Source organism: Actinotignum saccati (assembly GCF_051265055.1).
GTDB lineage: Bacteria > Actinomycetota > Actinomycetes > Actinomycetales > Actinomycetaceae > Actinotignum.
Window position 1 is genome coordinate 208,878 of record NZ_JBOZCC010000001.1, and the last position, 14,217, is coordinate 223,094.

Below are 14,217 nucleotides of genomic sequence, written 5' to 3' on the forward strand. Positions count from 1 at the left end.
GCGGCTACGCGCTACTGGCGCGGGCCGCCGCGCCGCGCGGCCGGGCGCGTTGGGTAGACTGGGCGGGTGAAGAAAACTTTGACTCGTATGGTGGCGCTGCTGAGCTGCACGGCGCTGCTAGGATCCACCGCCCTGCTGGCCGGGTGCCAGCCCTCCTCAACCTCACCCGCGGATAGTGCTTCAAGCTCCGCAGCCGCATCAAGCGCGGATGCCGCGCGCATTGGCGTGACGGCATCCTTCACCCCGATCCGGTGGCTTGCCGAACAGATCGGCGGGGACTACGTGACGGTCACCTCCGCCACCCCCACCAATGTGGAACCCCACGATTACGAGTTTTCCCCTAAGCAGGTCGCGGAGCTGGAAAGCACGGATGTTATCTTCTACGTTTCCGGATTCCAGCCCTCCCTCGATGCGGCTATTTCCACTATTGGGGCCGGTAACGCTGTGAACCTGGCCGATGCCGCGAAGCTGGTCCACCACCGCGGCCTGGCCGATAATCACGGGGATGAAGCTACCGAAGCCGGGCGCGTTCTCGACCCGCATTTCTGGCTCGACCCGGTGCGCATGCAAGATGTAGCCGAAGCGATCACGGCGTCGCTCTCCTCCATGGATCCGGAGCACCGCGCTGATTTCGAGGCGAATTTCGCGCGACTCAAGCAAGAGCTCACCGATCTGAATTCGCGCTACACCACCGGCCTGGCCCAGTGCGCCACCACCACGGTGGTCTCCTCCCACGCGGCCTTCGGCTACCTGACCGACCGCTACAACCTCGTCCAGGTGGGGATCGCCGGCATTGACCCGGATCAAGATCCCTCCCCGCTCGATATTTCCGAAGTAAAACGCATTATGGCGGAAACCGGGACCCGCACCATCTTCGCGGAAGCCAATAGCCCGGCGAAAACCGCGGAGGCCATCGCCGCGGAAACCGGCGCGCAACTCTCCACGCTGAGCACCGCGGAAGCCGATCCGGAGGGCGCGGGCTACCTGGCCATTATGGACAGCAACCTCGCCCACCTGCGTGAGGGATTGCAGTGCCAGTAAGCCCGGCCCCGGCCCTCCTCGCCCGCGATCTGTGCATTACCTTGGGCGGGCGCGAAATCGTGCATTCGGCTCACCTGGAGATCGCAGCCGGGGAATCGGTGGGGATTTTCGGGCCCAATGGCTCGGGAAAATCCACCCTTGTCAAAGGGCTTCTCGGCGTCGTACCCCATACCGGAACCGCGCAGATATTCGGGGCGGATACGGCCCGGCCCCGCCAGGTACCCTGGCATCGGGTGGGCTACGTGCCCCAGTCGATGGTGCATGCCGGCAACCTGCCCGCCACCGCACTGGAAGTGGTGCGTTCCGGTTTGCTTTCCGGGCGCCATCTCTTCGCGGATAAAGGGAAAGCGGCCCGCGCCGCCGCCTATGAGGCCCTCGCGGCGGTGGGTTTGGAAAGCCGCGCCCAGGAACCGGTGCGGGTCTTTTCCGGCGGGCAGCAGCACCGCGTCATGATTGCCCGCGCGCTGGTGCGCCGCCCCGATCTGCTGGTGCTCGACGAACCGCTGGCCGGCATCGATGCCCGCGCCCGCGCCGATCTTGCCGAGATCCTCACCCGCCTGCACGGCTCGGGCCTCACCCTCGTCATGGTGCTCCACGAACGCGGGGAACTCGCCCACCTGGTGGGCCGCGATATTCAGGTATCCGATGGCTACGTGCACGGGGGAGTGGCGCAATGATCGCAGATATTCTTTCCTCGCCGCTTATGATGCGCTCGCTGCTGGTGGCGGTGCTCGTGGGGCTGGCCGCACCAATCGTGGGCAGCTACCTCGTCCAGCGCGGCATGGCCCTCATGGGCGACGGCATCGGCCACGTAGCCCTCACCGGGGTGGCCCTCGGCTGGCTGACCGGCACCTGGTTGCACGGGCAACCCGAACGGTTCGCAGTACCCGGCGCCCTCATCATCGCGGTGCTCGGCGCGCTCATTATCGAATGGGTGCGCTCCTCGGGAATCACCTCGGGCGATACTGCGCTCGCGATTCTGTTTTACGGCGGTATTGCGTGCGGGGTACTACTTATTTCCCTCGCGGGTGGTACGACGGCGAACCTCAACTACTACCTCTTTGGCTCGGTTACCACGGTCACGGGGCAGGACGTGTGGTACACCGTGGCCCTCACCGTGGTCATCCTCGCGGTGGGTATCGGGCTGCGCGGCCCGCTCTTCTCCGTAACCAATGATGAAGACTTCGCGCGGGCCTCGGGCCTGCCGGTACGGGCTTTTAATATTCTCATCGCGGTTACGGCAGCCCTCACGGTGGCGGTCTCCATGCGGGTGGTGGGAATTCTGCTGGTCTCGGCCATGATGATCGTTCCGGTGGCCACCGCCCAGCTGGTGTGCTCCTCCCTGGCGCACACCCAGCGCCTGGCCATGGGGCTCGGATGCGGGGCCGCACTTGTCGGATTGGTCATTACCCGCTATGTTTCTGCCTCTCCCGGGGCTATGATCGCGGTGATTCTCATTGCCGGGTACGCAGTTGTGGCAATCATGTCCACACTGGTACGGCGCAACCACAGGAGGGTTCATGAACGCGTCTAAACCGCGGGTAACTGCCCAGCGGATCGCCATTTCGAAGATGGTGGAGACGATCCCGGAATTCGTTTCCGCCCAGGAGCTCCACGAAAAGCTTTCTCGGGAAGGCCAGCGCATCGGCCTGGCCACCGTGTACCGCACCTTGCAGGCGATGGCGGACGAAGGGATTCTTGACACCATGCAGGAGGGCACCGAGACCCTCTACCGTTATTGCGAAACCGAAGAGCACCACCATCACCTCATGTGCCGGCGCTGCGGGAAAACCGTGGAAATCGCGCTTGAAGGGGCTGAAGATTGGGTGCGTTCCATCGCCACCGCCAACGGCTTCTCGGATGTGGACCACACCCTCGAGCTCATCGGGGTCTGCGCCGATTGCGCCGGGCAGCAAACCGCCCGCACTGCGCAGCACACTGGTCGCGCCGGGCAGCGCGGCGACAACCCGGGCCGTACCGGAGAAAGCGCGGGCCGCTAAGCATGGATTCCTTCTCCTTCCTGGCCGGGCGTTCCTTCGCCTTTGTTTACCTTTTCTTTTTCCTCGTGGTGTCCTTGCGTTCCAGCGCTACTTTCTGGCTGGGCCGCTATGCCGCCTACCTGGTAGCCCGGCAGCGCGAACCGCGCAACCGCCTTGCCCACCGGGCCTGGGCCTGGGCGCATGACGAGCGCGTGATCGCGGCCTCGCAGCGGGTGGCGCGGCGCGGCTGGCCCCTCGTTACTCTCTGCTTCTTCACCATCGGGGTGCAAACCGTCATCCTCATCGGTGCCGGGCTCACCCGCATGAGCGGCTGGCGTTTCACCCTGGCCGCGCTGCCCGGCTGGCTGGGCTGGGCGGCGATCTACTCCACGGTTGGCATGCTCGCCCTGCGAGCGGTCTGGGCCGCTATTTTCGGCAACCCGTGGGGAATTGCCGCAGTGGTGGTACTGGGCGTCGTCGTCGCATATTTCCTTTTCGTTTTCCGCACCGGCCGGGACCGCGCGGAAACGGGCGCGGCGGTAGACTAGACGGGCCACGCATCATCCGGATGCGCGCAATAGAAAGGAACAACGTTGGCTAAGCCTGCTCCCTCCCGTCTCGATAACGTTATTTCTTTGGCCAAGCGCCGCGGTTTCGTCTTCCCCGCCGGGGAAATATACGGCGGTACCCGCTCGGCCTGGGATTACGGCCCGCTGGGAACCGAGCTGAAAGAAAATATTAAGCGCCAGTGGTGGCGTTACATGGTGCAAAGTCGCGATAACGTTGTGGGTATCGACTCCTCCATTATTTTGCCGCGGGAAGTGTGGGTTGCCTCCGGGCACGTCGGCGTGTTCAACGACCCGCTTATCGAATGCCTCAACTGCCACAAGCGCCTGCGCATGGACCAGCTCCAGGAAGCGCTGGCCGCCAAGAAACATATTGACGACCCGGATTCCATTCCCACCGCGGAGCTGGGCTGCCCGCATTGCGGGGTGAAGGGCCAGTGGACCGAGCCGCGCGATTTTAATATGATGCTGAAAACCACCCTCGGCCCGGTGGAAGACGAATCCGGCCTGCACTACCTGCGTCCGGAAACCGCGCAGGGTATTTTCGTGAATTTCGCGAATGTGCAAACCACCTCGCGTAAGAAGCCGCCTTTCGGCATCGGTCAGATCGGCAAGTCGTTCCGCAACGAAATCACCCCCGGAAACTTCATTTTCCGCACCCGCGAATTCGAGCAGATGGAACTGGAATTCTTCGTCAAGCCGGGGGAGGACGAAGAATGGCACCAGTACTGGATTGATCAGCGCCTGGACTGGTACAAGGACCTGGGCATCAACCCGGAGCACCTGCGCCTGTACGAACACCCCAAGGAAAAGCTCTCCCACTACTCCAAGCGCACCGTGGATATCGAGTACAAATTCGGTTTCCAAGGTTCGGATTGGGGCGAGCTGGAAGGCATTGCCAACCGTACCGATTTCGACCTCACCACCCATATCAAGCATTCGGGCAAGGACCTGTCCTACTTCGACCAGGCCAGCGGGGAGCGCTACGTTCCCTACGTGATTGAGCCTTCGGCCGGGCTGACTCGCTCGCTTATGGCCTTCCTCGTGGACGCCTACGTGGAGGACGAAGCCCCCAATACCAAGGGCGGGGTGGATAAGCGCACCGTGCTGCGCCTGGATCCGCGCCTGGCGCCCGTCAAGGCCGCGGTGCTCCCGCTCTCGCGTAATGAGAAGCTCACGCCCCTGGCGGCGGATCTTGCTGCGCGCTTGCGGGCCTCGTGGAATGTTGATTTCGACGACGCAGGAGCGGTCGGGCGCCGCTACCGCCGCCAGGATGAAATTGGCACCCCGTACTGCGTGACCGTGGACTTCGACACCCTCGAAGACCAGGCGGTGACGGTCCGCGACCGTGACACCATGGAGCAGGTCCGGATCCCGCTGGAGAAGGTGGAGGGCTTCCTGGCCCAGAAACTGGTGGGCTGCTAGGGCTGTGGGTGCGGCCCGCGGCTGGCGTTTCGCTGTGTGCGGCCGCCGGCCGCCGGGCTGCTAGAGACTAGCTACTAGAGGCTAGCTACCCGCACGCGCAAGGCACCGCGCGGCTGGGCGAGGGCAACCACATCGCCGTCGCTCAGCGCGCTGCCGCGCCGGGTTTCCACCTGGCCGTTCACGCTAATATCGCCCGCTTCAATAAGTTCGCGGGCTTCGGCGCCCGAGGCGGCCAGCGATGCTAATTTCACGAACTGGCCGAGCTTAATCGGCAAACGAACCTCAATGCTGGGGATATCGGCTTCGGTCACGATGGTCCTTTCACGCGGGCGGAGTGCTGCCTTCTACTTTAGCGCGGCGCTGCTAGCATAATGACCATGCCCGCGGCCGGGCGCGGAGGGAGAACACGTATGGATGCACTGCCGGTGATCTTCGGTAATGAGGTGGAAGCCTATAGTTTCGCGCGGCTGTTCCACGAGACCTACGGGGTGACATCGCTCGTCGTCGCCGAATACCCGCGCGGGCATATTAATAATTCCTCTATTCTCTCGGTGCGCTACTGCGAACGCCATATTATGGAGGACGAAGAAAAATTCGTGACGCTGCTCAATTCTCTGGCCGCGGAGTTCGCGGATCGCCGCCTCATCTGCCTGGTCAATGTTGATGAGGGCGTGGACGTTATTGTGCGCAACCGGCACCGCCTCGCCTCCAACTGGTTCTTCCCCTTCGCCGCGCCGGATGTCGTGGATGTGGCGAATTCGAAAGAGGCGATGGCGCAGGTATACGAAAAGGTGGGGGAGGCGGCCCCGCGGCGCGCCGTCGTACATCTTTCCCAACCCGATACCTGGGACGCGGCACTCGCCACGCTACCTTTCCCCATCGTCGTCAAACCCGCGCGCGCGGATAACCCCACCTCGCTGTACGCCACCGGCCTGAAAAAAGTGGAGGTATTCGACGACGCCGCGCTGGCCCGCGCGAAATTTGCCACGCTTGCCGGCCGCCAGGTCGATATTGACCTCATCGCCCAGGAACTCATCCCGGGGGATGACACCACTCAGTGGGTTGTCAATGGGTATATCGATTCGCGCGGGCACCTGAGCGCGATTGGCTCGGGGAGGGTGCTCCTCGGGCTGCACGAGCCTTCGCTTATCGGTAATGCCGGGATTATCCTCACGGATCCGGAGGGGTTCCTCACCGACCGCGCCGAACGGATCGTGCGCGAGGTGGGCTTGCGCGGCTTCTTCTCCATGGACGTGAAAATTGATCCGCGTACCGGCCGGGCCTATTGGCTGGATCTCAACCCGCGGGCCGGGCGCGGGCACTACTACCTCAAGGTGGGCGGGGTGAATCTGGCGCGCGCCCTGGTGGCGGATATGGCCGGGGAAACCGCGCCGCTCCAGCGGGTCAATCGCGCCGGGATTTTCGCGATTATTCCCGCCTGGCTGGCGGGGCGCCGCTACCTGCGCGATCCGCAGCTGGCCGAGCAGGTGCGGCGGGTACGTAAGCGCGGCCCGGTGGTCAACCCGATCGCCTACAGCAAGGACCGCCACCCCAAGCGCACCATCTTCCGGATGCTTTCTGATATTCGCGCGGTACAGAAAATGCGGCGCTTCTACCCGCATCCCACCGAATCTGGATTCTAAGGCTAAGCTCAAAGCATGCGTTTCTTCCCCCCGCGCCGCCCCAGCGGACGGCATTTTGTGGCCGACGACCGCGCGGATGCCCGCCCGGATATAGCGGAAACCGCGGCCGCCACTCCCGAAACCTCGGCTGCCACCGGCCCCGAGTCCGCTACCTCCGGCGGCTCAAGCGCGAATAACGCGAGCGAAAAAAGCGCGAGCGCCGCGCGGGCCTCCATCATTATGTTCTTCGGCACGCTCGTCTCGCGTATCCTCGGCCTGGTGCGCTCCCCGATTCTGCTCGGCGCGGTGGTGGGCCTGACCTCGCCGGCCGGCAACGCTTTCGGGATCGCCAATAAACTCCCCAACCTTATCTACATGATTATTGTGGGGGGCCTGGTCAACGCGGTGCTGGTGCCGGCCATTGTGCGGGCCACCAAACGGGGGGAAAAAGAAGGCGCCGCTTTTATTAACAAGCTCCTCACCGTGGCGATTGTGGGCTTGGGTGCGGTGACCGTGCTCATCACCCTGGCCGCTCCCGCCGTGGTCAAAGTCATGGCGGCCACCATGTCCGAGGACTGGTATCGCCTCACGGTGGCCTGGGCCTACTGGTGCCTGCCCCAGATTTTCTTCTACGGCATGTACACCGTGATCGGGCAGATCCTCAACGCCCGCGAAAACTTCGGGCCCTATATGTGGGCGCCGGCTCTCAATAACGTGGTGGCGGTGCTCGGGATGCTCGCCATCCTCGCTCTTTTCGGTTCGGCCACCCCGGAAGACGCCCTGGAAGCGGGGCGCTGGACGGCCTCGCGGGTGGGCTGGCTCGGCGGTATTTCCACCCTGGGGATCGTCGCCCAAGCGCTTATTCTCATCTGGCCGTTACGCCGCCTGGGCATCCATTTCCGTTTCGATTTCCGGTGGCGCAATTCCGGGCTGGGGGCGGCCGGCCGAGCCTCCTGGTGGATGCTCCTCATGATGGTCACCTCCATTATTCCGACGGCGCTCATCTCCAATGCCGCCGCCGGGGCCTCTGACCGGGCCATTCGCATGGGAATGAACTCTGAGTACGTGGCGGGCAATTTCGCCTACGACACGGCGTACACGATCTACTCCCTGCCCACCTCGCTTTTCGTGGTTTCCATCGCCACCGCGGTCTTCACCCGCATCTCGCGCGCCGCGGCGGACGGCGACCGGGATCGGATGCGCCGCGATGTCTCCCGCACTCTGCGCATCGTCTCCACCATCATGTTCCTGGCCGCCATCGGCCTCATGGTTTTCGCGGTTCCCGTCTCCCGCCTCTTCGCCATTACTTCGAGCGCGGAGCAGGCCGTCACCCTCGGGAAAGTGGTGGCCTCCATGGCCCTCGGGCTTTTCGGCATCGGCGCGGTGAGCGTGCTCGACCGCGTCTACTACGCCTTCGAGGACACCCGCGGCGCCTTCCTCATCAGCTTGCCGTTCCAGGGAGCCTCCTGCGTGCTCACGGTTTTCTGCGCGCTACTCCCGCCCCAGCACGTGGTGTGGGCAGTGGGTATCGTGGGCTCACTCGCCAATATTTTTGCGGTCATCGTGATGCTGTGGCACCTCGCCCCGCGGATGGGTGGGGTCGACGGCGCAGTCCTGGCTTCCTTCCATCTCAAACTCCTGGGGATTTCCGGGCTGGCAGCCGCTGCCGGCTACGGGGCGGCCCGCCTGGTGGGCCCCGTCTTTAGCCCCATGAGCCCAGCGCAAGCCCTCCTGGCCCTCATTGTGGGGGGGAGCGTCATGGTGCTGGTCTACGTGGGTGGCATGAAGCTGGCAAAAATGGAAGAAATTGACGTGCTTTTCCGCCCCGTGGGTAGGATCCTGGCCCGCCTACGCCGCAGCTAATCAGCTTGGTAGCAGCTAGCCGGGCTGCGCCGGCGGCGCAGCCCGTCGTCGTACCCGCTGCGGCGCGGCGGCGTGCCGGAACCGCTAGATTAACGCTCCCGTGAGCTTGGCTTCCGGGCGCAGCGCCAGCGCGAAAGTGCCGATGAATTCCTCCACGTTCCCGTTGAGTTTGCGCTTGTACTCAAGCACCGGGTAATCGGGGCCGGTGGCGTCGAAAATACCGGAAATCCCGAGGGTGTTGTAGGTGGAAATATCGTGGGCGGCCGCCCAGCGCAGCAGGGTCGATTCCACCGGGTAATCACGGTTATAGGTGGTGAAATCCTTATTGAAACCGCGGAGCAACTGCACCAGCTCATCACCCCAGCGGAAAGCCAGAACCCCGGCAAAAGGCACATTATTGCCGTAACGCTGCGCTAAATCGCGGGCCTCGGTTTCCTGCTTGAGGAGGGAAGCGCGCTGGCTGCCGAGCTCCTTGAGGGCGCCCTCCTTTTTGCGGGTGCGCGGCTCGGTGGAATTCTGCGCGATCTGCTCATCGAGCCGGGCAATATTAGCGGTGATCTCCTCCAGGTAGGTGGCCGGATGCGCGTAGGCAATCGCGAGGAAAGCCCGCTCGGGGCCCAGCTTCTCCATCATCCCGGTATACAGCTGCGCGGAATAATCCGAGATCTCAGCCATCTCGGTGCGCTCGCGCGAGGATTCATAAAGCTGGTGGAAGGTATCCCATAATTCGACCCCGCCGGTATGCACCTCCACGCCGTAGCGCCCCACGTGCTTGACCTGGCGGCGCATCGTTTTCGTGAGGGAATCAGCGATCTCCTCGAAACTCTTCCCGGCAATATCCTTCGTATAAATAAAATGAATATCGGCCGGGTCATTGGGATCGACGGGAATATGCTGGAACCCGGCCGCGCGCAGCTGCTCGGTCACCCGCGCCCCCAGGGGCGAATCCGCAATTTTCGTGGTGTCCTCATAGAAAGCTGCGGGCACATTAGGGGTGATGCGCAGCGCAATCACCCGTTTCTTGGTGGCAAGATACGCGGCGAGCTGCGCGAAAAAGAACTCCACCAGCTCAGTATCCTCCCAATCCAGGGTGGGGCCATTGGTAATAATGGCGCGGGTAAAAAGCTTTTTCCACGGCTGGTAGGTAATAAGGGCGACGCCGCGCAGCTGTGCGCCATCACGCACCCCCACATAATCAACGGCGTCACCCTGCTCGGTGCGCCACTGGCCGTATTCGGGAAGCTGGGCGAGGAAGAGCCGCGGGCTGTGGCGGGTTGCGGAAGCGTATTCCTCGGCGGTCAAGGTGGTGAAATGCATGTATACAGTCTAGCGAGTGCGTATCGCGGAGGCGGGAGGAAACACCTGTTCCCAGGTGCGGTGGTACGGCGCGGGCGCCCCGTCCCGCCGCGCCGTCTCGCACCGTGCGCACCGTACGCGCGCAACCACGCCCCGTTGCACCAAGGCGCGCGCTTCTCGCACGCGCGGCGGCGGGCCGGTAGCCTGAAGGCGTGCATCATCATTCAGATATTGAGGTCCCGGCGCGGGTGCGCCGCAAGGTCGGGCGCGTACTTGCCGCAATTGTTGTCCCCCTCGCGCTTCTCACCGCGATTGCGCTGGCGGTGCTGTGGCCGCGCGGGGAGTCCCCGGTGGGCTCTATTCCGCTGAATTCCCCGGGCGTGCAGATGGTGAGCGGGCCGATTACCTCGGTGGGGCAGACGGATCCCCAGGGCCAGACCCCGGTGGAGATGGAGGTCGAGGGCGTGCCGGTTCCCGTGCACGTCCCCGCCGAGGTGGTGGCCTCCGGGTTGGAAGTGGGCGACGTGATCGAAGCCCGTTTCAACCCGGCTATGGTCACCTCGGGCACCGCCCATATTTTCGTTGATTTTGAGCGTGGGATGCGCCTGGCTCTGCTCGCCGGACTGTACGTGCTGGTCATTGTGGCGGTGGCACGCTGGAAGGGGCTGGCGGCGCTCGCGGGCCTGGGGGTGTCCCTCCTGGTGGTCGGCTTCTTTATTATTCCGGCGCTGGCCGGCGGCGGGAATGCTTTTGCGGTGGTGCTCACCGGGGCCTCGGCGATGATGTTCGCCTCTATTTATTTGGCTCACGGTATTTCTATCCGCACCACCACCGCGATTATCGGTACTTTCCTCGGGCTTCTTATCACCACGGCGGTGGCGGTGTGGGCGGTGGGCACCCAAAATCTCAGCGGTACGGGCGGGGAACAAACCGCGATGCTGTCCTGGAGCCTGGGCGGTATCAATATGCGCACGCTGCTGCTTGCGGGGATTATTTTGGCCGGGCTCGGGGCTCTCAATGACGTCACTATTACTCAGGTTTCCACCATTTGGGAGTTGCATGCCGAATCGCCGAGCACGCCGCGCCGCCGCCTCATCAGCCGCGGGATGGCCATCGGGCGCGACCATATTGCTTCAACCGTTTACACGCTGGCTTTTGCCTACGTGGGGGCCTCGCTACCCCTTCTTATTCTTGCCTCGATATACCAGCGGTCTTTCCTTGACCTCATGCAGGTGGAGCAGATCGCGGAGGAGATCACCCGCACCCTGGCCGCTTCTGTTGGTTTGGTATTAGCAATTCCTTTGACGACGGCGGTAGCCGCGCTCCTCGCACCTGTGGCACCCGGGCGGGATCGGGTGAGCGCCTAGCTTGTGGCTCAACACTGTGGCCAAGCAGCGGTGAGATGCGCTGGTGACCGGGCTCCTTTGGATATCTGGTTCCTGCGGAGAGCAAGTTTCCGTGGAGAGCTGGTTCCCGGTGGAGAACAGGTTCCTAAGCCTCGGTACCGTGCTCTTTGCCGTCGGCAATATCGGTGAGGGCGAAATGTTCGTAAATACGCTGCTGTTGATCCTCGGTCAGGCCGTCCTCCACCGACCAGGCCGGAGCGTTGGCCACCGCTTCTGCGGAAACAGAGAGGATGAGCTTGCCTTCCACCAGGCGCGAACCGCGCAGCGGAACCAGGGCGGAGCGAAGATTGAATAATCCCCGCCCGATGAGGGCAAAGGTGGGTTGCCCGCTGGCATCATCGAGGAATACCTCGCGCACCGGCCCAATCTCCGCTTCGGAGCGGTCATAAGCGGTGGCATCCATAATATCGCGGACGGTTACCTCAGCCATTCTTCCTCTTTTCCTAGCTTCGCTGCGCGGCTGACGTGCCCGCGCGGCTCACGTTCCTGTGCGGCTCACGTTCCTGCCTGGCCGTGCCTAGCAGGCCAAGTTTCTCACGAGCCTACTACTTGGTGGAGCGGCCTGTTTCGTCTTCGATTTCGATCTGTTCCTTGGCTACATCTTCGGAAACCGTTTCGGTATCCTGCACGACATCCTTATGGAGAGAAACGCGCTCGACGGGTACGGTTTCTTTCTCCACATTCACGCGCTCTTCATGAAGGGTGACAGCGGCGCCCCCTTCAGAAATTTCACCAACGTACTCTTCACCTTCCTTGATAGGGGTACGTTCCACCCGTACTTCTTCGCGGGTCACGGGTACCTCCACCGTTTCGGTGTCATGCACAACGTACTTGTGCAGCCGCACGGTACCGGTCGCCACATTGTCCTTAGAAACATTGAGGCGCTCTTCAGAACGAACCACGGAATTATCATCCGCGTCAGTTACCGGGGCGGGATGCTCGGCCGCAGTGCGGGGCTCACCGGTACCTACCGGCGGAACCTCGGTGGCGTAGCGGTCGCCTTCGTGAGCATCCGTGAGATGGTAGTGGGCGAGCAGGCGGTCCTGCTCTTCGGGGGTGATGCCCTGTTCCACATCGAAATCAGGGGCATCCTTAATTGCATCTTTGACGAAAGCCAGGTGGAGTTCTTCACCCTCAAGGTGCGAACCGCGCAGCGGAACGAGGCTGGAGGACATACCGAAGAGCCCGTGGCCCACTTCCACGAAGAAGGGCTGGCCCGTTTCGGCGTCAAGGAATACCTCCTTAACTCCGCCGAGCTTATCGTTATGTGAATCAAATGCGGTGGCGTTCAGGAGATCCTGAACATTCTTGTTCTCGGCCATATGTGGTGTGCCTTCCTGATAGAAAATGTAGAACCGAGGCCAGGTAGCCGAAGCTAACTGCTCACGTGTGGTGGTGACACCTACTTCCCAGCCACGGCCGGAGAGCATGGCCCCACGCGGCGTGGGCGGTGCGGGAAGAACGCAATCTGCCTGGGAACTCTGGCGAGTTCACTTGTAGCCTACCGTGATGCAGGTCATATAGCCGGGTGTTTAGCTCACGGAATAACTCTCGCTCCTGGCTGTGCGGTACCCTCATCCATGACGCAGGACGGGAAGAAGGGAAGCGTATGGCGGAGAATGCCGCATGGCCGGCGATTCAGCTGGGTGATCTAACTCTGGCTACGCCGGTCATGCTCGCGCCGATGGCCGGGGTGACCAACCCACCTTTCCGCCAGCTCTGCCGTGAAGAAGCCGAAGCGGGAATCCGGTGCGCGATGGGCGCGAAAGACGCGACGGGCACAAAAAACGCGACGGGCGCCAGCGATGCCCCGGGCGCGCCCGCCAGCAGTGCAGCGGATATGCCCTCCCCGGAACCCCACGCACCCGGATCCTACGCCCCGGCCGGTCTGTGGGTGTGCGAAATGATTACCTCCCGGGCGTTGCTGGAACGCACCCCGGAAACCATGACCATGATCCAGCCCGATCCGAGCGATCCGGTGCGATCCATCCAGCTCTACGGGGTAGAACCGAAAGTGGTGGCCGCGGCGGTGCGGCTCCTTATTGATGAAAACCGCGCGGACCATATCGATATCAACTTCGGCTGCCCGGCCCCCAAAGTTACCCGCAAAGGCGGCGGTTCGGCCCTGCCGTGGAAACTGGATTTGTACGAGGACCTGGTGCGCCAGGCCACCGCAGCAGCGAGCGCCGCGAACCGCGGGCGCGATCACGCCGTACCGATCACGGTGAAATTCCGGATCGGGATCGACGCCGCCCACGAAACTTTCCGGGACGTGGCCCGCATCTCCGAAGATTACGGGGTCGCCGGGCTCACCTTGCACGCGCGCACCACCGCGCAGCATTACGCCGGCCATGCGAACTGGGATTTTATTGCGGAGCTCGTAGACTCCACGGACCTGCCCGTCTTTGGTAACGGTGATGTTTTCGACGCCGCAGATGCCGCCGCGCTGCGCGCCCATACCGGCTGCGCCGGGGTAGCTGTCGGGCGCGGATGCCAGGGCCGGCCCTGGATTTTCTATGATCTGGCTGCCCTCATGCACGGGGCCAGCGCCCAGCGCCGCCCCACGCTGCGCGAAGTCACCGCGATGATCGAGCGCCACGCACACCTCTCGGTGGAGCATTTCGGAAGCGAAAACAAGGCGATGCGGGAGCTGCGCAAGCACATCACCTGGTATCTCAAGGGCTTCGCGGTGGGTGGGGAAACCCGCCACTCGCTGGGGCTGGTCTCCACCCTGGAGGAACTCCACGAACGCCTCCAGACCCTGGACTTGGATCAGCCTTATCCGGCGGCCGCGGAGGGTAAACGCGGGCGCGCCGGCGGGGAAAAGCGCCCGCATCTACCCGATGGCTGGCTCGATTCGCGCGAGCTGACCCCGGAGCAAGCCGCCCGAATCCACGAAGCCGAGCTCGATATTTCCGGCGGTTAAACGGGCAACGGCGTGGCGACCGCGCCGGCCACGGTGCGCTGGCTGCCCCAGCCCCGGCGCGGCGCTTGCCTCAGGCGCGGTGCCCCGCCCGTC

At 63.4% G+C, this 14,217-nt stretch carries 14 protein-coding genes; 10 read left to right on the forward strand and 4 right to left on the reverse strand.

Translation table 11 applies throughout. From position 1 onward, the window contains the following. Positions 1 to 66: 66 nt before the first annotated feature. Genes ACRQEC_RS00830 through ACRQEC_RS00855 form a run of 6 tightly spaced genes read left to right on the forward strand, consistent with a single transcriptional unit; the run spans position 67 to position 5,011 of the window. On the forward strand, positions 67 to 1,041 hold the full coding sequence (locus ACRQEC_RS00830; RefSeq protein ID WP_284889604.1) for a metal ABC transporter substrate-binding protein: 975 nt from the start codon (positions 67 to 69) through the stop codon (positions 1,039 to 1,041). Beyond that, positions 1,032 to 1,718 (forward strand): metal ABC transporter ATP-binding protein, encoded by a 687-nt coding sequence (locus tag ACRQEC_RS00835; RefSeq protein WP_284889603.1) that lies wholly within the window; start codon positions 1,032 to 1,034, stop codon positions 1,716 to 1,718. Before ACRQEC_RS00830 ends, ACRQEC_RS00835 begins: the two co-directional genes overlap by 10 nt. Then, positions 1,715 to 2,575 carry a metal ABC transporter permease gene (locus ACRQEC_RS00840; protein ID WP_087070932.1) on the forward strand — a complete coding sequence of 287 codons (861 nt, stop codon included), beginning with the start codon at positions 1,715 to 1,717 and terminating at the stop codon, positions 2,573 to 2,575. The genes ACRQEC_RS00835 and ACRQEC_RS00840 overlap by 4 nt, the downstream gene beginning before the upstream one ends. Continuing rightward, on the forward strand, positions 2,562 to 3,041 hold the full coding sequence (locus ACRQEC_RS00845) for a Fur family transcriptional regulator (RefSeq protein ID WP_284889602.1): 480 nt from the start codon (positions 2,562 to 2,564) through the stop codon (positions 3,039 to 3,041). Before ACRQEC_RS00840 ends, ACRQEC_RS00845 begins: the two co-directional genes overlap by 14 nt. Before the next feature lie 2 nt (positions 3,042 to 3,043). Beyond that, positions 3,044 to 3,568, forward strand: a complete 525-nt coding sequence (locus ACRQEC_RS00850) for a VTT domain-containing protein (RefSeq protein ID WP_284889601.1) — start codon at positions 3,044 to 3,046, stop codon at positions 3,566 to 3,568. Between the two features lie 45 nt (positions 3,569 to 3,613). Next, the gene (locus ACRQEC_RS00855; protein ID WP_087070930.1) at positions 3,614 to 5,011 is read left to right on the forward strand and encodes a glycine--tRNA ligase; all 1,398 of its coding nucleotides are present in this window, start codon (positions 3,614 to 3,616) and stop codon (positions 5,009 to 5,011) included. 74 nt (positions 5,012 to 5,085) lie between these two features. Here ACRQEC_RS00855 and ACRQEC_RS00860 read toward each other — a convergent pair whose 3' ends face one another. After that, positions 5,086 to 5,322, reverse strand: coding sequence for an RNA-binding S4 domain-containing protein (locus ACRQEC_RS00860; protein WP_087070929.1), 237 nt, complete (start codon positions 5,320 to 5,322; stop codon positions 5,086 to 5,088). A gap of 99 nt (positions 5,323 to 5,421) precedes the next feature. Here ACRQEC_RS00860 and ACRQEC_RS00865 point away from each other — a divergent pair, with 99 nt between their 5' ends. Both ACRQEC_RS00865 and murJ read left to right on the forward strand, forming a co-directional pair. Then, the gene (locus ACRQEC_RS00865) at positions 5,422 to 6,654 is read left to right on the forward strand and encodes a carboxylate--amine ligase (protein ID WP_284889600.1); all 1,233 of its coding nucleotides are present in this window, start codon (positions 5,422 to 5,424) and stop codon (positions 6,652 to 6,654) included. Between the two features lie 15 nt (positions 6,655 to 6,669). Beyond that, entirely contained in the window at positions 6,670 to 8,496 is a 1,827-nt protein-coding gene (gene murJ, locus ACRQEC_RS00870) for a murein biosynthesis integral membrane protein MurJ (protein WP_284889599.1), read from the forward strand. 84 nt (positions 8,497 to 8,580) lie between these two features. Here murJ and ACRQEC_RS00875 read toward each other — a convergent pair whose 3' ends face one another. Further along, a complete protein-coding gene (locus ACRQEC_RS00875) occupies positions 8,581 to 9,813 on the reverse strand; it encodes a lipid II:glycine glycyltransferase FemX (RefSeq protein WP_284889598.1) in 1,233 nt (410 codons plus the stop codon). 191 nt (positions 9,814 to 10,004) lie between these two features. Here ACRQEC_RS00875 and ACRQEC_RS00880 point away from each other — a divergent pair, with 191 nt between their 5' ends. Then, positions 10,005 to 11,159, forward strand: a complete 1,155-nt coding sequence (locus ACRQEC_RS00880) for a YibE/F family protein (protein ID WP_284889597.1) — start codon at positions 10,005 to 10,007, stop codon at positions 11,157 to 11,159. A gap of 124 nt (positions 11,160 to 11,283) precedes the next feature. Here ACRQEC_RS00880 and ACRQEC_RS00885 read toward each other — a convergent pair whose 3' ends face one another. After that, a complete protein-coding gene (locus tag ACRQEC_RS00885) occupies positions 11,284 to 11,628 on the reverse strand; it encodes a PRC-barrel domain-containing protein (protein ID WP_284889596.1) in 345 nt (114 codons plus the stop codon). Positions 11,629 to 11,743: 115 nt separating this feature from the next. Beyond that, positions 11,744 to 12,520 (reverse strand): YsnF/AvaK domain-containing protein, encoded by a 777-nt coding sequence (locus ACRQEC_RS00890; RefSeq protein WP_284889595.1) that lies wholly within the window; start codon positions 12,518 to 12,520, stop codon positions 11,744 to 11,746. Positions 12,521 to 12,807: 287 nt separating this feature from the next. On the opposite strand from ACRQEC_RS00890, the gene dusB reads away from it, so the two are divergent. Next, on the forward strand, positions 12,808 to 14,124 hold the full coding sequence (gene dusB / locus ACRQEC_RS00895) for a tRNA dihydrouridine synthase DusB (protein WP_284889594.1): 1,317 nt from the start codon (positions 12,808 to 12,810) through the stop codon (positions 14,122 to 14,124). Positions 14,125 to 14,217: the final 93 nt, after the last annotated feature.

Excerpts from the sequence above, each read along its gene's own strand:
- ACRQEC_RS00875 (WP_284889598.1), bottom strand. The coding sequence starts at position 9,813 with ATGCATTTCACCACCTTGACCGCCGAGGAATACGCTTCCGCAACCCGC.
- ACRQEC_RS00845 (WP_284889602.1), top strand. The coding sequence starts at position 2,562 with ATGAACGCGTCTAAACCGCGGGTAACTGCCCAGCGGATCGCCATTTCG.
- ACRQEC_RS00865 (WP_284889600.1), top strand. The coding sequence starts at position 5,422 with ATGGATGCACTGCCGGTGATCTTCGGTAATGAGGTGGAAGCCTATAGT.
- ACRQEC_RS00850 (WP_284889601.1), top strand. The coding sequence starts at position 3,044 with ATGGATTCCTTCTCCTTCCTGGCCGGGCGTTCCTTCGCCTTTGTTTAC.
- ACRQEC_RS00840 (WP_087070932.1), top strand. The coding sequence starts at position 1,715 with ATGATCGCAGATATTCTTTCCTCGCCGCTTATGATGCGCTCGCTGCTG.
- dusB (WP_284889594.1), top strand. The coding sequence starts at position 12,808 with ATGGCGGAGAATGCCGCATGGCCGGCGATTCAGCTGGGTGATCTAACT.
- ACRQEC_RS00890 (WP_284889595.1), bottom strand. The coding sequence starts at position 12,520 with ATGGCCGAGAACAAGAATGTTCAGGATCTCCTGAACGCCACCGCATTT.
- ACRQEC_RS00885 (WP_284889596.1), bottom strand. The coding sequence starts at position 11,628 with ATGGCTGAGGTAACCGTCCGCGATATTATGGATGCCACCGCTTATGAC.
- murJ (WP_284889599.1), top strand. The coding sequence starts at position 6,670 with ATGCGTTTCTTCCCCCCGCGCCGCCCCAGCGGACGGCATTTTGTGGCC.